Genomic DNA, 23,683 nt, shown 5'->3' on the forward strand with positions numbered 1-23,683 from the left:
ATGTCAGCAATCGAAAGCCACAGAGCCATGTCCGCACCGATGCAATCCACGTCCAGGCTCGGAACCCGGCTGAAAGGCGCAGCGCTGCACACCGCGGTCTTCCTGCTTTGTCTGGTCTGGTTCACGCCTGTCCTGTCGCTTTTCGTGACGACGTTCCGATCGGAAAGCGACTCGTCGCGAACCGGGTGGTGGCACGCCTTCATCGAGTGGCGGCCAGTGTTGTCGAATTATGTCGAAGCAATGTATCTGACCGGCGTCGGCCGAAGCGTCGTGAACTCGATCGTCCTGACGGTCCCGACCGTTCTGGGCACCGTGCTCTTCTCCGCGATCGGGGCGTTTGCGCTCGCCCGGATGCGGTTTCGCGGGCGCATCGCCCTGTTCCTCGCCATGGTCGGTTTCCAGGTGCTTCCGCCCCAGCTCGTGCTGGTGCCGATGCTGAAGTTTTTTCTCGCGCTCGGCCTTACCGGGACCTTCATCCCGGTGTGGATCATCGAGATGGGGTTGACGGTGCCGTTCGGGATCTTTCTCCTTTACGGCTTCTTCGCCAGCATTCCATCCGACCTCGTGGAAGCCGCACGCATCGACGGCGCTTCCGAGCCCCGGATATTCTTCCAGATCATCCTGCCGCTGTCGGGAGCCGTTCTCGCATCGCTGGCGATCCTGCAGTTCATGATTGCCTGGAACCACCTGCTGATCCCGCTGATCTTCCTGGGGTCCGGCTCGCTCTCGCCGCTGACGGTACAGGTTGCAAGCCTGGCGCAGACCAACGCGGGGGGCCTGAACACGCTCACCGCGGCAACTTTCATCTCGGTGATCGTGCCTTTGGTCCTGATCGTCACCCTTCAGAAATATTTTGTCCGCGGCGTGCTTGGCGGCGCTGTCAAAGGATAACCATCAACGGCTTGCGATCCGCGAGAGCGGAAGGCAACCGCTGTGCCCGACGGGACAGTCGGCGCACGCAACGAGGAATGGAAGCATGGCCAACGTAAATCTCCGCGATGTCAGAAAGATCTATAATCAGACTCAGGTCATTCATGGCGTGAACGTCGATATCGATGACGGCGAGTTCGTGGTTCTGGTCGGACCGTCGGGATGCGGAAAGTCGACACTGCTGCGGATGATTGCCGGGCTGGAGGAAATCAGCGACGGCCAGGTCCATATCGGATCGACCATCGTCAACGACATGTCCCCGAAGGACCGGGATATCGCGATGGTCTTCCAGAGCTATGCGCTCTATCCGCATATGACCGTTGCGCAGAACATGGGTTTCTCCCTGCAGATGCGCGGCAACGCCAAGGCGGAGATCCGCACCCAGGTCGAAAAGGCCGCCAAGATTCTCAATCTCGAACCTCTGCTCGAGCGTTATCCGCGGCAACTGTCGGGCGGCCAACGCCAGCGCGTTGCCATGGGGCGGGCGATCGTGCGCAATCCGCAGGTCTTCCTGTTCGATGAGCCGCTGTCCAATCTGGACGCCAAGCTGCGGGTCGTCATGCGCGGCGAGATCAAGGCGCTGCACCAGAGGCTGGGAAGCACCATGGTCTACGTGACGCACGACCAGATCGAAGCTATGACCATGGCAGACAAGATCGTGGTGATGCGGGACGGTTTCGTCGAGCAGGTCGGTTCTCCCCTTGCTCTCTACGATCGGCCGGCCAATCTCTTCGTTGCGGGTTTCATCGGTTCGCCGGGGATGAATTTCCTGTCCGGCAGATATGCCTCGGGCGCGGTCTGGATCGGCGATGTCTCGCTTCCGGTTTCCGATGTGCCGGTCTCCGCCAGCGAAGGGAGGCAGGTGATTTACGGCATTCGCCCCGAAAACCTGGCCATTACCGATAACGATGGCCTGCCTCTTGTCGTCGAGGTCATCGAGCCGACAGGCGCCGAAACGCATGTCGTCGGCCACATATCCGGACAGCGGGTCATCGGCGTTTTCCGGGAGCGATTTACGACGCGGCCGGGAGATGTCCTTCGCGTCAAATTCGATCCCCGGAAGGTCCATCTTTTCGACCAGCAGAGCGAACAGCGGATAAATTGAGGGGCAGGCGGGCGAACAACAATGAACGCACATCAGATCGAATTATCTCGAGAGGCGAAGGTCTTTCGGCTGGCGGAGACGTTCAGTCCTTCAATGCGGACATTTCCCCAGATGATTTCTCTTCAGGCCGAACGTTACGGCGACCGCCCGCTCGTTAAAATCGACGACAGGACGCTCAGCTTTTCCGCGGTGAAGGAGCTTGCGGCAGGGGCTGGAAACACGCTTCGCGCCGCAGGCGTCAAGGCCGGCGACACGGTCGCCATCATCTGCTCCAACAGGCTCGAATTTCTTCAGATCCTGCTCGGCTGCGCCTGGTGCGGTGCCGTCGCTGTCCCCATCAATACGGCCTCCCGCGGGGCTCAACTCGCGCATATTCTGAAGAACAGCGGTGCCAAACTCGCCCTGGTCGAGGGCAACCTTCTCGGTGCCCTGGCGAACATTGAGGATGCGCCGCTGCCTCTCGAACAGATCTGGACCGTAGGCGACGTGCCGGACGATCTTGCCCTTCGCTGGCGCCACCATCAAATCCCCGAGATGAACGGCGACATGGAGGCTTATCCGAGCCGGCCTGCCGACACGATGGCGATCCTCTACACATCCGGCACGACGGGTCTTTCGAAAGGCGTGTGCTGCCCCCATGCGCAATATTTCTGGTGGGGTGTGCACACGGCGGCACTTCTGGGCGTTGCGGACGACGATGTCCTGCTCACCTGCCTTCCGCTTTTCCACACCAATGCACTGAACACGTTCTTTCAGGCCCTTCTGACCGGCGCATTCCTGGTGATCGACACGCGCTTCTCGGCGTCGCGCTTCTGGACGAGCCTTGCCACACACGGAGCGACGGTCACCTATCTCCTCGGCGCGATGGTGCCGATCCTTCTGTCGAAGGATGCAACCGATGCCGAAAAGCAGCACAAGACACGTATTGCGCTTGCACCTGGCGTTCCGCCTCAGTTCCATGCTTCTTTTACGGAGCGTTCCGGCGTGGCGCTGCTCGACGGTTATGGATCGACGGAGACGAATTTTGTCGTCGGCGCGCTGCTTCATGACCAAAAGCCTGGAACGATGGGAAAAGCCCGACCCGGCTTCGAGATTGCGGTGTTCGACGAGAACGACAACCAGGTGCCGGACGGCAGGCCTGGAGAATTGGTGGTGCGTGCGGCCGAGCCGTTTGCCATTGCGACCGGCTATTTCGGCATGGCTGAAAAGACCGTCGAAGCCTGGCGGAACCTTTGGTTCCACACCGGTGATCGCGTCACCAGGGATGCGGACGGTTACATTCAGTTTCTGGACCGCATGAAGGATGCCATTCGCAGGCGAGGGGAGAACATCTCATCCTTTGAGGTGGAGCAGGTGTTGATTTCCCATCCGGGCGTCGAGAACGCGGCGGTCTTCCCGGTCCGGTCGGAATTGGCGGAAGACGAGGTAATGGCATCGATAGTGCTCAAAAAGGACTTCGATCTCAGTGCCTCGGCATTGCTTGACTTCTGTCAGCCCCGGATGAGCTATTTTTCCGTGCCGCGCTTCCTGGATTTCATCGAGGCGCTGCCGCTGACGGAAAACGGCAAAGTCCAGAAATTCAAACTGATCGAGAAAGGCGTGACTAGCGGGACCTGGGACAGGGAGAAGGCAGGGTACATAGTGGCCCGTTGAGGTTTGATTTTGCGCGATCCTGATCGAAAGAGCAGCGATGTGTCCTAGACTGACAGGTTCTGTTGTCGCCGGATGACGGCGAGCGAGAGAATGTCCAACAGGCTCAAGCAGTTCCGGAGCATCGACATAGCTGCCGTCAAAATATGGGTGCCATACTTCTCAACAGGACCTTGTCTTGAACTTAGGTGCAAAGCGTTTGTAGATATCTGCCATATTCGCTTTTGCCCAGCTTCTTGCCAACAGCCTCCAGTTGCTTGTCGTCTATAAAGCCCCTGCGCCAGGCGACCTCTTCGGGGCTGTTGATCTTGATGCCCTGCCGCTTCTGTAGAGTGCCGACAAAATTGCCTGCTTCCAACAAACTCTCGGGGGTGCCGGTGTCGAGCCAGGCAAAACCGCGGCCCAATTGTTCAACGTTCAACTTGCCGCGTTCGAGATATACCCGGTTGACATCGGTGATCTCCAGTTCACCGCGCAGCGACGGCTTGAGGTTTGCGGCAATGTCGACCACGTCCTTGTCGTAAAAATAGAGTCCGGTAACTGCCCAGTTGGATTTCGGTACGGTCGGCTTTTCGACGATCGAGACCGCCTTCATTGCCTTGTCGAACTCCACAACGCCATAACGTTCCGGATCCTGGACATGATAGGCGAACACTGTCGCACCATCGTCGCGCGCCGCAGCGCTTTCAAAACGCTCCGTGATGCCATGGCCGTAGAAAATGTTATCACCGAGGATGAGGCAGGACCGATCCGATCCGACAAAATCGGCACCGATGATGTAAGCTTGAGCAAGACCTGCAGGTGACGGCTGTTCCGCGTAGGAGAGTGAAATTCCCCAAGCCGAACCGTCACCTAACAGGCCACGAAAATCGGGCAGGTCATGCGGGGTGGATGTGATGAGGATATCGCGTATCCCGGCCAGCATCAACGTTGAGAGCGGATAATAGATCAACGGCTTGTCATAGACGGGCATTAGCTGTTTCGACGTGACGAGTGTCATCGGGTGCAGACGCGTCCCGTTGCCGCCAGCCAGAATGATACCCTTCATCGACAATTCTCCTCAAAACGCATCTTCCATGCCGACCCGATTGCCTGGTCTACCGCGCACCGCTGGCCAAGAGCCGCTGCAACGAAGTCGCAGTCGCGATTTTCCAGTTTGGCAGTCGAACACCGTGAATCCGTTCGAGTCTGCTGCAATCCAACCTCGAATTGTCTGGCCTCGGAGCCGGTGTTGGATATTGCGCAGTCGGGATCGGATGGACGATCGCAGACGGGCCACCCATCTCGACGGACATGCGGAATATCTCGGACGCAAAGTCTGCCCAGCTGGCCTCGCCGCTTCCCGCCATGTGGAATATGCCGCGCAGGCGTCCGTCCCGTGACGACAGCAAATTGCCGGCAACCGTCAATATGGCATCGGCGATATCGAGTGCCGATGTTGGATTGCCGCATTGATCGGCGACGACATTGAGTTCGGCACGGGTTTCAGCAAGATGTAACATTGTGCGCAAAAAATTCTTGCTAAAGGGGCTGTAGACCCACGCAGTCCTGAGGATGACGTAATCTGCCCCCGATGCGATGAGACGACGTTCGCCCTCCAGCTTGGATTGACCATAAACAGAGAGGGGCGCGACTGGGTCGCTCTCATGATAAGGCGAAGTCTTGTTGCCGCTGAAGACATAGTCCGTCGACAGGTGAATAATCGGCACGTCAAGCTTGGTCGCGACGCGACCGATCTCATTTATGGCCGCGCCGTTGACGAGAAAAGCTTTGGCTGCGTCGCTTTCCGCCTGGTCGACAGCGGTATAGGCGGCCGCGGAAATGATCAATTCGGGTCTCGCTTTCACAAGAGTGCTTTCGATCGTTCCGATATCGGCAAGGTCGAGATCAGGTCGTGCTAGCGGGATAATTTCTATCTCGCTGTGGTGCTCGACGCGCTCGATCAGAGACCGTGCAACCTGCCCGCCACGTCCGGTGACCACATACCGCCGCGCCATTATTCGTCTCCGCATCCGTTAAGGAGACCGAGCCGGCCGCCACTGTATCCCTGACGTAGCGGCGTCCACCACCACTCGTTTTCCAGGTACCACTTGACCGTCTTTTCGATCCCGGTGTCGAAGTTTTCTTCTGCCTTCCAACCCAATTCGGTCTCGAGCTTCGTGGCGTTGATCGCGTAGCGTGCGTCATGCCCGGGCCGGTCCGTGACATATGTAATCAGCCGCTCATGTGGGGCTTTCTGCGGCCGCAGGGTATCCATGATCGCGCAGATCCGCTTGACCACCTCTATGTTGCGCCGCTCATTACGACCGCCGATATTGTACGTTTCGCCGACCCTCCCGCGTTCGGCGATGAGGTCCAGCGCCCTTGCGTGGTCCTCGACAAATAGCCAGTCGCGGATATTGGCACCGTTGCCGTAAACTGGCAGTGATTTGCCCTGAAGAGCATTCAGCACAATCAGCGGGATTAGTTTTTCAGGGAAGTGATACGGGCCGTAATTGTTCGAGCAGTTGGAGACAATAACCGGCATGCCATAGGTGCGGGCCCACGCTTTGGCCAGGTGATCAGATGCTGCTTTGGACGCCGAATAGGGAGAAGAGGGATCGTAGGGGGTTTCTTCGGTAAACAATCCGTCTTTGCCGAGAGAGCCATACACCTCATCGGTAGAGACATGGAGAAGGCGAAAGTTTGCCTTGGCTTTGCCCAAGAGATTCTGCCAGTAGTGCCGGGCTGCCTCCAGCAAGGTAAATGAGCCGATGACGTTGGTTTCGATGAAGTCACGGGCTCTAGTAATGGAGCGGTCCACATGGCTCTCGGCCGCCAGATGCATCACTCGCTCGGGTCGGAAACTGCGGAACGCCTCTTGCATCACCGCTCGATTGCAAATGTCTGCCTGAAGGAAACGATGCAGCGGGTTGTTTTCGACGGTGGCAAGCGACGCTAAGTTGCCGGCGTAGGTCAGCTTGTCTACGGTTAAAACCTCATAGTTTCTAACGAGAACCAGATGACGCACGACAGCCGATCCGATGAACCCGGCTCCGCCGGTAACGAGGACGCGCATTGCGGGTTCCCTAGCTGCCGGTAGCTACTGTGAAAGAAGTCGTCTCAAGCTCGGCGAGAAGGGGTTGCATCCGATCTCTCTCCGAAAGCACGGCGCTTTCTGCCGTCACTGGCCACCTAATATCGAGCTCCGGGTCGTTCCATAATATTCCACGGTCATGGTCGCGGCTGTAGTAGTCCGTTACCTTGTAGGAAATGATGCTGTTGGGCTGGAGAGTGCAGAACCCATGCGCAAACCCTGCGGGAATCCAGACCTGGCAACCGTTCTCGGCGGACAGTTCCGCTTGGACATATTGTCCAAAAGTTGGTGAGCCTCTCCGGATGTCGACTGCGACGTCGAGAATGGAACCGGCGATGCACCGGACCAGCTTTCCCTGGGCGTGAGGTTCAATCTGGTAGTGCAGTCCTCTAACCGTTCCAGCTTCAGCCGAATGCGACTGGTTGTCTTGGACGAAATTGAACGCACCGATGTTTTGACCAAAGACGTCAGAACGAAAAGTCTCCGAAAAGTATCCGCGACGGTCTCCGAATTTTCTCGGCGTCACCAGCACGACGTCGCCGATTTTCGTTCGTTCGAATTGCATGTCTTCCTCGCACTCAGATCGCTAGATCAACTCAACCACGTGATGGAGACTCCAAAGAGCCTTTTCGTTTTGTGCCGCTGCAGCGAGGCCAGTCTCTATTTCCTCCAGGTAACGCATCCAGGCGTGAAGCATCTTTTTGTGAGTGCAGGGCGCGATTCGTAATTCTCGATTCAGATAGAAATCGTTTAGCCAAATATCGGATATCAAGAAACACATATTCCTGTTGCGTGTGTAAATCTGTCGTTGATGTTAAGCAACATTTTACGCATGATTACATATCGGAGCGAATATAGTTCAAAAATTGAATTACTTTATTCCAAATCGCTTAATGGTGGCCGCATGATCATGTTTTCAGATGAAAATTTGGAGGTGATACGTCATCCTGGGTCGTCTCCCTATCTTCTCGTCACATTTAACGAAATGGACATGAGGGCGAACGGTAGTCGTTTCTGGGGGCAGCGATTGTGCGAGAAGGTCGGCATTTCGGCGCTCGGCTTCATCAGCCGGCGGCCGAACTGGTTTCCGGCGGCGAGCGTCGTCAAGGCTGTCGAGGCGGCTGCGCCTATACTTCACGGAGCATCGGAGCGGATACTCTACGGGCATTCGCAGGGCGGCTATGCGGCGTTGCGATATCGGAGGCGCTTCAACGCTACAGTCGCCATCGCCTTTTGCCCGCAGGTCTCGATCGATCCGAAGGCCGTTCCTTTCGACGGCAGGTTTGCGCGCCATTTCTCGTCCGGTCTCCATGCCAATATGGGGATCGCCCCTGACCACGCGGCAGGCCGGGCCTATCTGTTCTTCGATCCGTTTCACGCCGTCGATCGCCAGCATGCGGTTCGGATCGCGGCGCTGCAGGAGAGGACCCAGCTGGTGCCGGTCCATATGACCGGCCATGGCACCGTTCGCGCCTTTACCGGGACTTCGCGCGCGCTGTCGCTCATCGAGGCCTGCCGCGGAGACGATCTTCCGGGTCTGCGTGGTCTCGCCCGCGCAGCGCGCGTGACCGCGCCAATGCGGCCCTATCAGATCGCCATGACCGCGATTGCTCGGCATCGGGCCTGGGCCGACCGGTTTCACGCGCGCTTCGGCCCGGATTTCTCTCCTGTCGAGAAGGCAAACTTCCTCTACCATCGGGCCAACCGCCATATTCGCGACGGTGAACTTGTGACGGCGCGGGCAATGCTTGCCGACGCCATGACGTATCAGCCGGACAATCTCGGATTTGGCCGTCGGCTGGAGGAGTTGGACGGCCGTATCGCGCGGCTCAGAGCGGCAGGTGCCGCGCATTCGTGATCCTAATGTTGCCGGGTCTGCCCGGACGGACAAGGCGGCCTTCTCAACGGTTGTCGAGACGAGTGTCTAAAGCGCGGGCGAGAGAAGCTTGGGGCTCTCGGCGATCGCGGCATCGAGTTTCCGCCGTAGCAATGCGCGATAGAGTTTGACGTGTTCGCGCGCGCAGGCGGCGCGGTCGGCGGGTTGACGCATTGAAACGCGCAGCCGCTCCCAGATTTTGCCATCGCCCAGCACCTCAACAATGCGATCCGCGAGATCCTGGCTGCTGCCTGCGCGAAAGTGCAGGCCGTCCTTTCCGTCACGCACCTTCTCGGCCATTCCGCCGATATCGGAGCAGATCATCGGCCTGCGGTGGAGCAGAGCTTCCTGAATGACGACGGGCGAGTTTTCCCACCATACCGACGGCAGAACGACCCAGTCGACGGAACGCATGAGACGCGGCACGTCCGCGTTCTGATAGGCACCGTAGAAGCGAACGCGGTGGCCGGCGTCGGCGATGAGCTTCTTCATGCGTTCCTGGAACTCGACCGGCTGTCGCTCGAGATTGCCGCCGAAGATCATCAGGCACGAGTCTTCGCCCCATATCTCCTTCGGGATGCGCGAGACCGCTTCGATCAGCAGATCGGCGCCCTTGAACGGAGTCATTTGTCCGAAATAGGCAAAGCGATTGCGGCGCGGTTTGGGACTTTGAACCTCGCGGGGGGGCGCCGCTGTTTCCATGGCGATGCCATTTTCGATCACGCTGATCTTGTCTCCTTCGATACCCCATGCGGCGTAGCGATCCGCGAGGAACCGGCTGGGGGAGACGAAAGCGTCGGCAAGGCCGATCATGCCGCGGGCGAACAGTTCCCGCTTCAGGAAGCGCGAGACGGGGATATCGGGAAAGCAGCCGTGGCAGGCGACAGGGGATGCGGTTTCGCACAGCTGGCCGGAAGACCGTTTCACCATCTGCCCGTGATTGTGGCAGATCGACAGATATTCATGGAACGTGACGATGATCGCGGCGTGCGGAAACGCTTCTCTCAAGGCATAGAGCGCTTCGAGGCCGATACCGAGAACATGATGGAAATGGATGACATGGGGCCTGAGATCGCGCGCAAAACGCAAGAGGTCCCGGCTGATCGCCCGAGTGTCGCCGTTGGACAGGAAGAAGTGGTCGTAATCGTCCGTGTGGAACAGCAATTCGTCCTCGACAAGGCGCATGCTCATCAGCGCGGATGCGGCGTGCCGCGGCACCGGGTGTCCAATCCGGGCGAGATAAACCGATTCCACATTCGGCAATGCTTTCAGGCCAAGATGCAGGTTGTGGGACGCGATTTCCGCCCCGCCGAGCGAGACCGACGGATGTGCATGCGAGACGACAAGGACGCGAAGCTGCTCGTTCATGCGGGCCTCTTTTCAAGGTGCTTTTCAACGGAGAGGATAGGCAGCCATTGGCTCTTGAAGATCTTTCGATCGACCTCTTCCACCAAAGCCGTCATCGCAGGACTATCGCCGGCGCGGGCGTCGTCGCAGCCCCACATCTGCACGGACGGCAGCAAATAGGAGTCGAACCCGGACCGGCTGAGGCGGAGGCCGAGATCCAGACCCTTTTCCTGCGTGCCGAGATAGCCGCCGGAAAAGCCGCCCGCACGCGACAGGGCGTCGCGGGGCATGACGCAGCATTCGAGCGAGGCCGCCGCGATGCTGGTCACCTTCATGTCGGTCACCGCTTTGATCGGATATCCGGCGTAGCGGCCCACAACCGGTTGGTCGTCGTTGCCGTCGTCGATCCAGCTTCCTGCCCAGCGAACCGAATGGTCTTCGTAAGCCAGGACGGGCGAGATTATGCTTCCTTTCATCGCGGAAGCCGCGGCCACGAGCTTGCCATACCAGCCTGTCCCGTGTGGAATCAGCGAGGCGGAGAGCGACACGACCGTTTCACAGGAAAGCGCCTGCGTGCCCGTTTCCAGCATGTCGTAGACGTCACCTGTTCCCTTCATCGACACCAACCTGACCGAAAGGCGATAGAAACGCGCGAGCTCCTTGAGGCGGGCGGCCTGCCTGCGAAATCGCTCGGCAGGCATGGCGATCACAATCGGCGCGCTTCGGGTTTCCGGATCGAGCGCGAGCAGGGCAAGCAGCGGGGAGATGTCTTCCTCGCTCTCGCCTACGCCGATGATAACCGGCAAGCCGTTTTCCTCGTCGAAAAATCCGGCATCTACGATCGTTTCGATGACCGGCGCCGATCTTCCTGATGATTGTGTGAGGAACGGGATAAGGTGTGCATCGACGATCGCCGGCAGCGCGCTGTTGGCGGGATCGATCGAGCCGATCTGGCGCAATGCCGCCGAACGTGCCGAAAGGCGTGTCGGTTTTACCGGCAGAAACGCACGGCGCGAATCCTGCAGCGTCAGTTCGAAATACGGGAGGACACCGGGATCTTCACCCGATAACTGGGCGTGGACGACGAAGCCGTGGGCGCGCTGATCTCCCCGGAGACCCGGCACAAAGTGCGCCTGGTCGTTGAAACTGTCGGTGACGTCGGGGCGATCGAAGCGCGTCCAGTGCTCGTCGAGGCTGGCCGCGGCATTGCGTCGGCGCAGTCTGACTGTCGCGACGTGGCCATCGGGGTCGTAAAGCCAGCCGGAGATGAGGAGATTCCCCGCATCTGCCTCGAATATGCTGTCTATCCCCATCCGGACGAGATAGGGCAGGCTGGAGACGGTTTCCTTCCCCTCGAAGCTGTTGGCGGCCGCCCGCAGGGACAGGAGCACCTCCGGCGTGCCATGGGTGCGCATCAGGATCGACCGGATATGTTCGGGTGTTTCCTGCGGATCGGCGATGCGCTTTCGAGGGTGGATCGCAACATGCCTCCAACCGGTGCGCCCCCGAAAGACCAGACCCTCTATGTCGGCAGCGCGGGCAGCCTCGTCCGTCTCGATAAGGCCGACAAAACCAGCGGCGCCATCAGGAGCGTCGGGACGTGTGAAGGTGGCGATACCGCATTCCGCGACCACCGGCGTCGCCTTTCCGATCAGGGACATCCGGCAGGGTCCAGGCGTCATGCCGCGGCTCCAGCCCTGCAGGAATGTCACGCCATCATGGCTCTCGCCGATCAGTTCGACGAAGCCGTCGTTGGCGTGGGTGGCCTGTAGAAGCGCGATAATGGTGAGAAGCCTGCGGCGGCTGAGATTGCCGGTCATCAGAGTGTCTACGAGCCGGTTTATGACGGCGCCCGACTGAGATCCGGCGGACTCCAACAGGAGCGCGGCCGCTTCCTCCGTTGAGACAAGACGGGACGCAAAGATGTAGGGCGTGCCCGTCCCATTCTCTCCGAAGCGTATCGTGGTCATGGCAAGGTCCGTGTCCCCTGCCGGAAGGAGCGCCGCGAAGCCGTGCTTGGTCCGCGCTGAGGAGGGCCCCGATCGCCATTCCGAGACAAATGCGTTTCGCGTGTCGGCCTGGTCCTCGCCGACGCCAACCGTCACGTCACCGGCCGGGACATGGCCGAGGCCGATAACGAGCAGGGTTATCTCATCCACGCGACAGCCGATAACCCTTCCGGGGCGCATCGCCCTGCTCGCACCCTGCTTGGTGGGCATTGGTTTGGCGACCAGGGGGCTGGCGATGGGAGGATTGGTAACCGTGGGGGATTGTTCCGTAACCAGCATGCCTTGCCCTCCCTCGGTCATATCCTGGCAATCAGCGCGAGGCCGGCGCCAGCGGTAAATCCGACCAGAACGAACAGCAGCAACAGCATGGGTTTGAATTCGGCGCTTGCCCGCTTTTTCAATGCACTGATGTTCTTCTCCATCCCCGCCACGACTCCGTCCAGCCGCATCAGGTGGACATCGAGGTCATTCAGTCTTTGGCCGACCTCCACCTTGAGGTTTTCGACGGCGTTGCCGATTTCGGTCAGGCCGGTGGTTTCGGTCTTGTCCGCATCGATTTCCGGTGCGCGCTGCAGGGAGCGCTGCGAGACCTGCAACTGCCGCTGCGACGCCATCAGCACATCAAGCTTGTCGAGCACTTTCGCCAGCGGCGCCGCGATCAGGGCTTCGGCCGCCTGCTCGTTCGGCTGCGGAACACGCAGAGCCTGTTCGGAACCGCTTCCATTGCGCGCCATGACGACGATATCGTTGGCGCGCGAATGGAGGGGATCGGGCAGCGCGATTTCGAATGCGTGTTTGCCGTCGCCGATACCGTTGCGCCGCAGGTCGGGACGATTGCGATCGGCAACGGCCTCAGCAATTATCTTGCCATCGAGAAGGACACGGATGGTCAGCCGTTGATCCGGCGCCATCGGGTCGAACGCCCAGCCGAAAATCCTGCCCATGTCGACGGCGTCCACCCGGCCATTCATCGGCTTCACGTTGTCCTGTTCGGATGCGGCATCCGGTCGTTCGGCGGGACTGGTCATACGCTCTCCAATGCCTGAAGCTGTGCCGTCTCCATCCGCTTGAGATAGCGGCGGGCAGTCGTGTCGATGTCGTCGGGCTTGCGGGCGTTTTGCGCGAACAGGTGCAGCAGTTCAGGGTTTTCCACGATGTCGCGCATCGTTGCGGCGAGCGCCCGGGCATCGTTGGGCGGGACGGTCAGGCCGTTGATGCCATGCTCGACCATTTCAGCCATTCCGCCGATATTGCTGGCGATGACCGGACGGCCTTGTGCCTGGGCTTCCTGAATGACCAGCGGTGCGTTTTCCCACCAGACGGAAGGGACGATGGTGCAATCGACCGCGGCCACCAGATCGCCGATATCTTCGCGTCGATAGGGGCCACGGCCCTGCACGGATCCTGATGTTTCGGCAAAGCGCCGATTGATCTCCTCAACAAATGTCTCGCTCTGGAAGGGCGCGCCGCCATGGACGCGAAGTTCGAAATCCAGGCCGTCGGCCAGAAGCTGACGCGCCGCCTCGAGCAAGACGGTCACCCCTTTCCAGGGATTGAGATTGCCGAAATATCCGAAGACCGGCTTGCCTCCCTGGAGCAGATCTCTTCGCACGCCGGCGTCGCGGACGGGGATGCCATTGGGAATGACGCTGATCGTATTTTCGTCCAGTCCCCACTGCACGTAGCGATCCCGCAAAAACGCGCTTGGCGAGACGAAGTGGTCAACCGTGCTCAACAGGGCCTTCAGGTGGCGTTCGCGCAAGGCAAAGCGATCAAGCGGAATGTCCTTGAAGCAGGCATGGCAGCGGTCGGGGCTGGACTGGTGACAAAGCTCCTTGCTGCCGGTGCGCACCATCAGGCCGTCATGGTGGCAGATGGGGTAGTAGTCGTGGAGTGTCATGACGATCTGACAGTCGGGCAGGGTGCGGCGGACGATGTGGGGGAACTCGGCGCCAAGCAGGAGCATGTGATGGAGATGAACCACATCCGGCCGGAAATCGCGCAGCAGTTCGGCTATGTCGGGCACGACGCCATAGAGGTCGATCTGGCTCATGTAGAAGCGATCGAAATGTCCGGACCACAGCAGGATTTCGTCTCCCGCCGAGCCGATGCTCTGGAAACTCGTGCCTGGTCTCGCTTCGCGATGAATATGGTTTGTGGCACCGAGAAACAGAGCTTCATGGCCCTCGCGCTGATAGGCGCGAAACAGGTCATGAGCGAATATCTCGGTTCCGCCCGGATGAAGGGACGGATGGTTGTGGGCAGCGACCAGAATGCGCTTGCTCATCGGCCATTTCCCCGGCGCTTCGCCACAATGAAATCCTGATGGTGAGCCGCTTTGGTGCCCCGCCAATGGCCAAGCGATTTCAGGGCGATGGAGAGCCCGGCCCGTTCGAGCGCCTTGTCCAGAAAGCCGTCTTCGAAGCCAACCGCCGCAAGCGGTGCCTGGTTGGGCACGAACCAGCACGGGCTTTCCCCATAACGGCGGAACGCAAGGCGCGGATCGCGCCGCCCGTGCTCGTTTGCCGCCGCGATCCGGTCGACCACGAAGGCCGTCATGAACAGGCGTCCGCCGGGTGACAGGACCCTGCGAACCTCGGCGAGGTAAACGAGGACTTCCGCAGGGGGCAGGTGAGTGACTACCGACGTCATGATGACGAAGTCGAAATGGTGATCCGGAAAGGGAAGCCTCAGGACCTTGCCGCTGACCTTGCCGTTCGGATTGTAGAGTTCGTGCGCGATATCCAGTCGCTGGAAGGCGAAATTGGAATAGGCGGGCGTGATCGTCCGCTGGCACCAGTCGATGCCGCCCTCGACCGGGTCGATGCCATCGTAGCGGCTCGTCTGCGGATCGAGATATTGAGTGAGCGGCACGGCCATCCGGCCGATACCGCAGCCGATGTCGAGCACGCGGGCCTCTTCGCGCAGGCCGCCGATACGGATGAAGTGCCCTAGGAATTCCGCGCCTATCGCACGAAAATCACCGTCCCCCACGAAGACATTGGTGGGTTCCGGCTGCGGCAGAAAACGGTTGCCCCGAACGGCTTCAAGCAACCAGCGAACACGGTCCTCGTCGACCAGCCGAGCCGGCTTGGGAGGCTGCGCGAGTGCTACCTGTGTCACGCTGCGTTCCTTTCCCTGTCTCTCCTATTCGTGGCGGCGGGGCGATCTTGATCTCTGCCGAATTGGTTCGCCATCAAGTCGGTGATGTCGTCCTCCCAGCGTTGCGTATGCAGCCATGAATTGTATTGGCTGGCAACGCCGCGCATATAGTCCTGGCTACGGCGGATCGAGCGGCGCTCGAAATGATACAGGCACGCAGCCGGCTCATAGGCGATCTGGAGCCCGAGACGGCGGATCTTGAGGCAGAGGTCACTGTCCTCGTAGTCGCCGATCACGTAGTCCTCGGTGAAGCCGCCGACGCGCTCGTAGATGGCCCTGCGGGTCACGAGGCAGGCCCCGGTGACGCCGGGGACTTCGCGGCCTTGTTGGGCGGGAGCGTAGTCTCCGGGCATGCCCTTGTTGAAATGGTGATTCAACCAGATCCCGCGCTGGTCGCGGCCAAAATAGAGGCCCGCATGCTGCAGCGATCCGTCTTCGAAAAGCAGTTTCGGGCCGATGGCGCCCAGCCTGCTGTTTTCCAGCAGCGGCCGCGACAGCATCTGAAGCCAACCTGGTCCCTTTGGCACGACATCCGAATTGAGCATGACCAGAATGGCGCCGCGGGCAAACCGAGCGCCGGCATTGCAGGCTCGTGCGTAGCCGCTATTGCGGTTCATGATGACCAGTTTCATCGGCAGCCCGTGCAGGAGGTGCAGGCCGCCCAGCATATGCTCCGTCTCATCCTGGATTTCCGGTGAATCGAGGACAAAGATGATCTCGGCATTGGCGACGAGCCACGGATCGGTGGCCATTCCCGACAGTTGGAAGCGCAGGAAATCGAGGACCTTGTAGAGGGGGATGACAATCGAAACGAGGGGTGTGGTTTCGGGCAGGCTGTAATCCTTCGTGGAATCGACCTCTATGGTCTTGCCCAGTCGCCGTTCTATGTCCTGCAGGGCGGGCGCGAGGATCGTGCGGAACGCACTGTCGACCGCATGCTGCGGCGGCACGGCGCGCAGGACATGGTTTCGCTGCGTTGCGGGCTCGAAAGGCTGCGGCTTGGGTATCAGCGGCCGGACGGCTCCCGAAGCAAGGCGCAACTGAAATCGCGGCTGCAGGAGCGGGCCCGGAGATTCCGTTAGCGGGATCCAGGCAACGAAACCGGTCACATCGGTCTTGCTCTTCTCATCCTTGCCTTCCGCCCAGGCCGGGAATTTGTAGCTGTTTGCGTCAAGCGGAACGGCTGTGCCGTCTTCCTTGAGGTAGTCGATGCCGGCGAAGGCGGATGACGGTGCATGGAACCAGCCGCCTGCCAGAAGGCCATCGTCGAGCGCCAGGGCGAGATCGATTTCTCCGGACGGATGCATCGACGACTTGGCAATCCGGGTTGCAGGCAGCGGGGCGTTGACCTGAAGGTCGATCGCCGTCGCGGCGCTGCCTTCCGGCAAGGTGGCGAGGCAACGAACGATCATTTCGCGCAGTTCCACCGCCTCACGGTTTTTGCTCCACCAGCTCTGAAGGCTGGGATGGCGAGGCTTGCCATCAGCAACCTGCCGGATTGCGGCACCATTCTTGCTCAAGAGGACGATGAGAAACGGAGGAGAGGGAAAAGGCGCCTCCGCGATGAAATGGCAGGGTTGCAGACCGCTTTTCGTTTTACGTCCGAGGACAGGCCTTGCGGCCATGCGCGCGATCGAAGTCGCGCCGATCGCATAGATCGCCATGATGTCGCCGAGGTCCGGATTGATTGCCGTCTCGATCAGATGGCGTCCCTGGGCAACCTGGCAGACGATGCCTGCGGCCTGCGGTTCAGGCACGAGCGCATGGAGGGCGTCTTCAACGATCATATGGAAAAGGTGGTCGCCGGCGATGCGGAAGGCGCTTCGCCAGACTGTCAGCAGGTTGTTGACGAACTTGATGCGGGAACCCGGCGCAAGATCCGTAAACAGCGCTTCCACATCGAGTGGCATGAGCATGTGCGCCGGCTGCATGACGACAGTTTCGGCGATTCCGCCGTGTTCCGTGCAGATGTCCACATTCACCGGCCGCTGTTCCGGTCGCATGGCCCAGAACATGCGTTGTCTTCCGTGGCCGAGTGGAAGCATCATGCTGACCAGCGGTACAGGTGAGCGATCCATCGACAACAGGCACTTGGTGGCTGCGGGAAATGGCGAGGGGAGATCCCAGACAAGGATTGCCAAATCCGCGCCGAGCCGAAAGATTTTTGCGTTTCTGAAAACGCCGGTGGCGTCTATCGCTTCGTCGAACGTCACACGCTGCCCCTTTGGATCGGAGTTGCGCGCCCCGCGGGAGGAGGCAGGGCGCACAGAAATCATGCTCAGTGAACGGTGAAGTAGTTCTCGGGATTGGCATGAATGTCGTCAGCGTCGACATTGACCAATGTGAGCGTATCGCCATGGCCGAGATCCACGACGACATTGCCACCGACCTGCGTGATGCGCGAGGCCAGATCGTCCGGCGAAGTCACGTCGAGGCCATTGATGCCCTTGGAGATCTGCAGGATATCCTCGCCAGCGGTGAAGTCGAGAATGACGTCATTGCCGCCGCCGCCGCCGAAGACGAAGACGTCGCTGCCGGCCCCGCCGACCAGGAGGTCATTGCCTGCGCCGCCATCGATGACGTCGTTGCCGTCGCCGCCGTAGAGGATGTCAGCACCCTTGCCGCCGGACAGGAGGTCACTGCCATGTCCGCCGAGCAGGGTGTCATTGCCCTTGTCGCCGTAAAGAAGATCATCACCCCAGCCGCCGACAAGGTTGTCGTCGCCAGCTTCACCGTTCAGCAAGTCGCTACCCTCGCCGCCGAACAGGGAATCATGTCCCTTTCCGCCGAACAGGATGTCGTCACCTTCACCGCCGAACACCATGTCGTGTCCGTTACCGCCGTTTACGAAATCATCGCCCCCATGGGCGCGGATGAAGTCGTTGAAGCGGGAACCGAACAGGGCATCGTCGTATGCTCCGCCTTCCAATGTGGCCATCTGCCTCTCCTCTTCAGGTTTGTATGAGTGCGTTGTCGGCGCAGGGTGCGACGATCTCGCGCTTGAAATGTGCACTGCAAAAAACAGAAGCGCAAGCATATCTGGCAGCTAAAATGTCAGAAGTTGGGAAATATATTTCCTGAATTGAATATTAATGGCACATTATTTCGATAATATTGCAGTTTATAAATTAAAATTGGCGTATTTTACTTCGAAACAAATTCAATATTTGAAATAATTTCTGCTATGCAGCATTTCTTGCGGCCTAGACTCTAATCTTCCCTGAAGGCGCGATGGAAACTTTCAAGGACGGGAGAGGTGATGTAGTCGATCGCGCGCCGTGACGCGTGAATGATCAGCACCTCTGCCGGCATGCCTGGATAGAGGCGGACATCAGGGTTTGCCTTGAGCGATGCCGGGTCGAGTTTGGCGCGTGCGACGAAAAACGCACTGTTTGATTTCTCATCGACCGATTGGTCCGCTGCGATATACGTGATGGTCCCTTCCATCGGCAGGCGGGACCGCTGGTTATAGGCCGTCAGCCGGATCTGGGTCTGCGAGCCGACGGCGATGCTGTCGATGTCGCGAGGATTGACGCGCATCTCGACCAGCAGCGGCTCGTTTTCCGGAACGATCTCCAGCAACGGCTGGCCGGGCGTGACCGCGCTGCCGGGTGTACGCAACAAGATGTTGCTAATGATGCCATCCTGCGGAGAGCGGATCTCAAGCCGCCGCAGGACGTCCTTGGAAGCGGTGATCTGTTGTTCGACGTCGGCGAGATCGACGCGGGCGGTGGCGATTTCGCCGGCAATCGTCGATTGAAAATCGCTTTCGATCCCGGTCAACGCAAGCTGTGCTCCGGCTGCGGCCTTTTCGGATTGGGCCTTGTTGCCGACGAGTTCGCCCCGTTGCCTCGCGAGCTCGCTGAGTCTGGAGTCGATCTCGATGATCTGAGTACGTGGTACGGCGCCTATCTTCACCAATGAGTCCATCGACGCGCGGTGCTCCCGGATGAAGCCGATTTGCCGGTCAATCGCCTCGATCTGGATATCGTATGACGCCGCCAGTTCGAGATGTTCCTCGATCGTTTTTCTCTGGACCTCGACGCGTCCGACCTTGGTCTCGCGCCGCTTTTCAAAAAATATCGTCTCCGCCCTGACGGAGTCGTCGATCGTAACATCCCAGGCGTCCCCGAAATCGTTCGGAAAGCTGATTTGCTGAGCGTCATTCTGTTCCGCTTTCAGTCGAGCCAGTTTGGCGATCAGGCCGATGCGCCGGGCCTGGAGCGACCGGAGGCTGGAACGGGCGCGGGTATCCTCCAGTTCGATCAGGGGCTGCCCGACAGTAACCTTGTCGCCCTCCTGGACGAGCAATCTGTTCATCACGCCGCCTTCGAAATGGCTGATGGTCTTCCGTTTCGAATCGACGATGACCGTGCCGTTAGCGACCGTCGCGCTGCTGAGCTCGACCGAAAATCCCCAGGCAAAAAATCCACCGAAGGACACGAGGATCGTGGCGAGCCCCGCAATGACAAGACCGCGGAGCGGTGAACGGTTGTCAAACTGGTCGAACTCAGGGTTCGCTGGGCCGGCATCCTGCAAGACCGGCTGATATCGCTGGATTTGACGCTCGGAAAGATCGGCGCGGATCGCGAGCGGTTTCTTTTCAATCACGAGGGGTTTCTGCGCGGTCATATTGCGGTTACCTCGCGGGTTGTTTCGGCGGGAACCACGGACGTCCGCGGTCCGAACTGGGTGATACGGCCGTTCTCAAGCACGAGCAGCTTGTCGGCGACCTGCATGATGGCCGGCCGGTGAGCGATGATGATGACGATGGCGCCACTTTCGCGGGCGCGCTCGATCGCGCGGATAAGGGCTCGCTCGCCGATCGCGTCCAGGTTTGCGTTCGGCTCGTCGAGCACGATGAGGCGAGGTTGGTTGTAGAGGCAGCGCGCCAGCGCGATGCGCTGCCTCTGGCCTCCGGAAAGGGTCAGATGTCCGTCGCCGACCGGCGTGTCGTAGCCGAGCGGCAGGCGCCCGACCATTTCATGAATGTCTGCCAGTCGCGCCGCCTCCAATACCTTGTATGGATCGCTGTCAGCCATTCGCCCGATGTTTTCCCGGATGGTGCCTTCCAGAAGCGAGACGGATTGCGGCAGGTATCCGACAACCTGGCCGAACGAACTGCGCTCCCAGAGATAGGTATTGTTTCCGTCGAGGAAGACGCCGCCGGATGTGGGGCGCAGGATGCCGACCAGCAGGCGCGCAAGCGTCGATTTGCCCGCGGCGGACGGGCCGATCACGCCCAAAACCTCGCCCGGAGAGAGGGAGAAGGAAATGCCCTTGATGATCGGCACATCCAGCCCGGGGGCCGCATAAATGAGCTTGTCGACCACGATATCGCCCGGCGAATGGGGCGTCGGCATCGTCTGGCGGATCGCGACGTCCGCCGTGAGGATGGCCTCGAGGCGATGCCAGGCCGCTGCCGCCAGCACCCACTGCCGCCAATTGTCGATGAGCGAATCGAGAGGGATCAGGAGACGCCCGACCAGGATGCTCGATGCCATCATTGCGCCGGGTGTGATTTCCTGCTCCAGCACCAGAAAGGCACCGGCCGCCAGGGTAATGATCTGGATGGAATAGCGCAGGCTGCGGGTAATGGAGGACATCGCCTTGCTCCTGCTCCCGCTCGCTTCAAAGGCGCTGAGGGCTTGCAGTTGCAGGGCACGCCAACGGGCCGCCAGGGCCGGCAGCATGCCCATTGCCTCGATTGCCTCGGCATGTCGCAGCGATGCGCCAATCTTGGACACCGCCTCGATATTCGTCTGGTTCGCCTCCTTGGTGAGTTGGCGCGTCAAAATGTCTGTAATCAGTCCTCCGCAGAGGAGCAGAGCGGCGGAAACGGCTCCGATAAGGCCGAAAAGTGGATGCAAGAGGAAAAGGGCGCCGAGGAAAATCGGTGACCACGCCGCATCGAGGGGCGCAGTGACTGCTGACGACGTCAGGAAGCTTCGCAATTCCGAGATGTCCCGAAGCGACTGGGTCGCGCGCGACAGGCCCTGGTCGACCGAGGCCTGAACGGCGGCCGCCAGGATGGGCATGTTCAGTCGGCGCACAAGCGCACCTCCCATGGCCTGGAACGAAAGGGCGCGGATGAATTCCAGAACACCGAGCACGATCAGGGCGCCTATGGCCAGGATGACCAGCATTCCAAGCGTGTCCATGCTCTGACTGTTGAGCACCCGGTCATGAACCTGCAGCATGAACAGAGGCATCGTCAGCTGTAATAGATTCAGACACACGCTGAGCGCCGCGGCATAAAGCAACCCCGAGACAAATACACGCTTTGATTGCGATACCAGCAACCCTGGACTGTCTATTTTTGAACCTCCCCGGATTTGCCTCTTGCTTGTTGTCTCATTTTGAACAGTATCGCGCATGGCAATTTGCCTCAGGTTAACGTTAGATCAATCAGTCGGAGGACGTTTTCGTGATAGCTAAACCAAAGGATAGTATTGCTTCCTCCAATCTGGCACATAACGGAGGGCTTATGCAAGCTCATGGCGATTGGGGGGATTGGGCGTAGTTGAATATTACTTCAAATTTTGAAGTAGTTTCCTAAAGCGGAGATTAGGATGAAAGAAGAAGTCGTGCTTAATTTGCCTGTAGAGCTGAACGGCGAACTAACAGTTCAAATGGGTCAGGCGGCACAGACAGACCCCAAGCATCCTCAGGATGCCGAGCTTGGGGCCCTCCAGCAGGTTACATATTTCGAACTCGCTCGCCTCATGGAGCGGGCAAGCCGGCGCTTCTCGGGTCTGATCCGTGCGGAGCTGACCAAGCTTCGGGTCGACGATATCGGGCCAGCACAGGCAATGATCCTGCTGGCAATCGGCGATTCGGAGCTGTCGGTCGCCGAGCTTCTGGATCGGGGGCATTATGTCGGCTCCAACGTTTCCTACTATCTGAAACAGCTTGGTGATGGTGACTACATCGATCGGGTTGCCTCCCAGCGCGATAAGCGGTCCGCACGCATCAAGTTGACGGAGAAGGGGCGGCAGCTCAGGGCAAATCTCCGGGAGGCAGCGATGACCTATGAGCGCGCGGTGAATCGTGGCGACCAGGAGCAGCGGATGCTTGAAACCGCCTTCCAGACACTGCATCAGCTCGAACTGGCCTGGGGCAGCACCTCACGGTACGGCGTTTGAGTGGTGAGTGAGGCCGCAGCCCTGATCGTGGGGGAATAGACGCGATGCACGTGGCGTTTGTTCATCGACGAGGTTTCGGTCAGTTCGCTGCCCTGGCGGCCCAGCTCTCACAGCTGGGCCATGAGGTCAGCCTCATCACCGAGACCATAGATCAGAAGATCCCTTCCGTTCGCGTCATTCGACATCGAGCGGAAGCAGGCCCGCGTGCGGATCCGCATATGGCCCGACACATGGCTACTCCCGATCACCATGCGCGAATCGGCCATCGCGTCGCCGAGACGCTCGATGCCATGGTGCGGCAGGGGCTGGTGCCCGATGTCGTGGTCGGCCATATCGGCTGGGGAAGCATGATGTTCCTGAAGGATGTGCTCCCCCAGGTGCCCGCATTGGGGTATTGCGAGTTCTTCTACCGGTCGGAAGGGGCGGATATAGGGTTTCCCCCCGACGATCGGCCCGATCTGGAGACCCGCAAGAGACTGCGGCTGCGCAATATCGCGCAACTCCTGTCCCTCGACGCCATCGAGGCCGGCATCAGTCCCACCCATTGGCAGAGAAGTCTCTATCCGGCCGACGCCCAGGGGCGCATTTCGGTGTGTCACGAAGGGATCGATACGGTGCGGTTTCGACCCGACCCGACGGCTTCGGTCACGCTTCCGGATGGACGCGTGTTGAGTGCCGATGGTCCCCCCATTGTCACCTTTGTCGCGCGCGATCTCGAGCCGTATCGCGGATTTCCCCAGGTTCTGGAGGCTGCTGCCAAGGTGGTGCGCCAGCGCCCCGACGCTCTGTTCGTCTTCGTCGGAGGAGACGGTGTCAGCTATGGCGTGCCGCCGCCGGGCGGCGGGGCATGGAAGGATCATCTCCTCAAGTCGCTGGATATACCGCGGGAGAATATCGTCTTTCCCGGTGCGGTGCCGCATTCGGTCTTGCGGCAGATCTACCAGATCTCGTCCGCGCATCTGTACCTGACCTATCCCTTCGTTCTGTCCTGGTCGGTGCTGGAGGCGATGGCTTGCGGCGCGCTGGTTATCGGATCGGACACCGCCCCCGTTCAGGAGGTCATACGTTCCGGCAAGAACGGCCTTTTGGTGCCGTTCTTCGATACCGACGCACTCGCCGAGGCCGTTATCGGCGCTCTCGCGAATCCGGAACGTCATTTCGGGATGCGCGCTGCGGCGCGCCGGACAGTCGAGAGGCGTTTCCGGTTGACGGAGTGCCTTAACCGTCAACAGAATATTATTGAAAAGCTGACTGGAAAGTCGTTTAGAGGTATCCAGAGTCCAGCGTTGGCGGCCTCATAATTAATACTTCAATTTTTAAAGTATATTTGGAATATATTTTTTTATATCGGTTGAATTTTGTTATTGTGCACTGCAATGTTAG

General features: G+C 59.7%; 19 protein-coding genes. 6 read left to right on the forward strand and 13 right to left on the reverse strand.

Annotated elements, in window-relative coordinates; all coding sequences use genetic code 11:
- The 3 genes from GQ59_RS06305 (at position 1) to GQ59_RS06315 (ending at position 3,688) form a co-directional block, all read left to right on the forward strand.
- Positions 1 to 891, forward strand: a complete 891-nt coding sequence (locus GQ59_RS06305; RefSeq protein ID WP_051903826.1) for a carbohydrate ABC transporter permease — start codon at positions 1 to 3, stop codon at positions 889 to 891.
- 85 nt (positions 892 to 976) lie between these two features.
- The gene (locus tag GQ59_RS06310) at positions 977 to 2,035 is read left to right on the forward strand and encodes an ABC transporter ATP-binding protein (protein WP_037078888.1); all 1,059 of its coding nucleotides are present in this window, start codon (positions 977 to 979) and stop codon (positions 2,033 to 2,035) included.
- Between the two features lie 21 nt (positions 2,036 to 2,056).
- Positions 2,057 to 3,688 carry an ATP-dependent acyl-CoA ligase gene (locus tag GQ59_RS06315; RefSeq protein WP_037078890.1) on the forward strand — a complete coding sequence of 544 codons (1,632 nt, stop codon included), beginning with the start codon at positions 2,057 to 2,059 and terminating at the stop codon, positions 3,686 to 3,688.
- A 181-nt stretch (positions 3,689 to 3,869) separates the two neighbouring features.
- Here GQ59_RS06315 and rfbA read toward each other — a convergent pair whose 3' ends face one another.
- From rfbA to rfbC, 4 genes are read right to left on the reverse strand one after another with little or no spacing between them, the layout of a single operon-like run.
- Positions 3,870 to 4,733 (reverse strand): glucose-1-phosphate thymidylyltransferase RfbA, encoded by an 864-nt coding sequence (gene rfbA, locus GQ59_RS06320; RefSeq protein WP_037078893.1) that lies wholly within the window; start codon positions 4,731 to 4,733, stop codon positions 3,870 to 3,872.
- A 49-nt stretch (positions 4,734 to 4,782) separates the two neighbouring features.
- Positions 4,783 to 5,682, reverse strand: a complete 900-nt coding sequence (rfbD, locus tag GQ59_RS06325) for a dTDP-4-dehydrorhamnose reductase (protein ID WP_037078897.1) — start codon at positions 5,680 to 5,682, stop codon at positions 4,783 to 4,785.
- A complete protein-coding gene (rfbB, locus tag GQ59_RS06330) occupies positions 5,682 to 6,743 on the reverse strand; it encodes a dTDP-glucose 4,6-dehydratase (protein ID WP_037078899.1) in 1,062 nt (353 codons plus the stop codon). Before rfbB ends, rfbD begins: the two co-directional genes overlap by 1 nt.
- A gap of 10 nt (positions 6,744 to 6,753) precedes the next feature.
- Positions 6,754 to 7,326 carry a dTDP-4-dehydrorhamnose 3,5-epimerase gene (gene rfbC / locus GQ59_RS06335; RefSeq protein WP_037078901.1) on the reverse strand — a complete coding sequence of 191 codons (573 nt, stop codon included), beginning with the start codon at positions 7,324 to 7,326 and terminating at the stop codon, positions 6,754 to 6,756.
- 339 nt (positions 7,327 to 7,665) lie between these two features.
- Here rfbC and GQ59_RS06345 point away from each other — a divergent pair, with 339 nt between their 5' ends.
- Entirely contained in the window at positions 7,666 to 8,619 is a 954-nt protein-coding gene (locus GQ59_RS06345) for a hypothetical protein (RefSeq protein WP_037078905.1), read from the forward strand.
- Between the two features lie 66 nt (positions 8,620 to 8,685).
- On the opposite strand, the gene GQ59_RS06350 is transcribed toward GQ59_RS06345, so the two are convergent.
- The 9 genes from GQ59_RS06350 to GQ59_RS06390 all read right to left on the reverse strand — a co-directional run bounded on the left by GQ59_RS06350 (position 8,686) and on the right by GQ59_RS06390 (position 21,532).
- Entirely contained in the window at positions 8,686 to 10,005 is a 1,320-nt protein-coding gene (locus GQ59_RS06350) for a glycosyltransferase family 4 protein (protein WP_037078907.1), read from the reverse strand.
- Positions 10,002 to 12,272: a glycosyltransferase family 2 protein gene (locus GQ59_RS06355; protein ID WP_084683074.1), complete on the reverse strand. Its 2,271-nt coding sequence runs from the start codon at positions 12,270 to 12,272 to the stop codon at positions 10,002 to 10,004. Before GQ59_RS06355 ends, GQ59_RS06350 begins: the two co-directional genes overlap by 4 nt.
- Before the next feature lie 17 nt (positions 12,273 to 12,289).
- Positions 12,290 to 13,021 (reverse strand): hypothetical protein, encoded by a 732-nt coding sequence (locus GQ59_RS06360; RefSeq protein ID WP_037078909.1) that lies wholly within the window; start codon positions 13,019 to 13,021, stop codon positions 12,290 to 12,292.
- Positions 13,018 to 14,280, reverse strand: coding sequence for a glycosyltransferase family 4 protein (locus tag GQ59_RS06365; RefSeq protein WP_037078911.1), 1,263 nt, complete (start codon positions 14,278 to 14,280; stop codon positions 13,018 to 13,020). Before GQ59_RS06365 ends, GQ59_RS06360 begins: the two co-directional genes overlap by 4 nt.
- Positions 14,277 to 15,116 carry a class I SAM-dependent methyltransferase gene (locus GQ59_RS06370; protein ID WP_037078913.1) on the reverse strand — a complete coding sequence of 280 codons (840 nt, stop codon included), beginning with the start codon at positions 15,114 to 15,116 and terminating at the stop codon, positions 14,277 to 14,279. The genes GQ59_RS06365 and GQ59_RS06370 overlap by 4 nt, the downstream gene beginning before the upstream one ends.
- Positions 15,113 to 17,368, reverse strand: a complete 2,256-nt coding sequence (locus tag GQ59_RS06375) for a glycosyltransferase family 2 protein (protein WP_051903842.1) — start codon at positions 17,366 to 17,368, stop codon at positions 15,113 to 15,115. Before GQ59_RS06375 ends, GQ59_RS06370 begins: the two co-directional genes overlap by 4 nt.
- A 65-nt stretch (positions 17,369 to 17,433) precedes the next feature.
- On the reverse strand, positions 17,434 to 18,093 hold the full coding sequence (locus GQ59_RS06380; protein WP_037078915.1) for a calcium-binding protein: 660 nt from the start codon (positions 18,091 to 18,093) through the stop codon (positions 17,434 to 17,436).
- A 272-nt stretch (positions 18,094 to 18,365) separates the two neighbouring features.
- On the reverse strand, positions 18,366 to 19,766 hold the full coding sequence (locus GQ59_RS06385) for an HlyD family type I secretion periplasmic adaptor subunit (protein ID WP_152564262.1): 1,401 nt from the start codon (positions 19,764 to 19,766) through the stop codon (positions 18,366 to 18,368).
- A gap of 17 nt (positions 19,767 to 19,783) precedes the next feature.
- On the reverse strand, positions 19,784 to 21,532 hold the full coding sequence (locus GQ59_RS06390; protein WP_037078921.1) for a type I secretion system permease/ATPase: 1,749 nt from the start codon (positions 21,530 to 21,532) through the stop codon (positions 19,784 to 19,786).
- Between the two features lie 195 nt (positions 21,533 to 21,727).
- Between GQ59_RS06390 and GQ59_RS06395 the strand changes: the two genes are divergently transcribed.
- On the forward strand, positions 21,728 to 22,300 hold the full coding sequence (locus tag GQ59_RS06395; protein ID WP_037078923.1) for a MarR family transcriptional regulator: 573 nt from the start codon (positions 21,728 to 21,730) through the stop codon (positions 22,298 to 22,300).
- A 44-nt stretch (positions 22,301 to 22,344) separates the two neighbouring features.
- Positions 22,345 to 23,601: a glycosyltransferase family 4 protein gene (locus tag GQ59_RS06400; RefSeq protein WP_037078925.1), complete on the forward strand. Its 1,257-nt coding sequence runs from the start codon at positions 22,345 to 22,347 to the stop codon at positions 23,599 to 23,601.
- Positions 23,602 to 23,683 lie beyond the last annotated feature (82 nt).

Origin of the sequence: Neorhizobium vignae (assembly GCF_000732195.1) — a bacterium.
Lineage (GTDB): Bacteria > Pseudomonadota > Alphaproteobacteria > Rhizobiales > Rhizobiaceae > Neorhizobium > Neorhizobium vignae.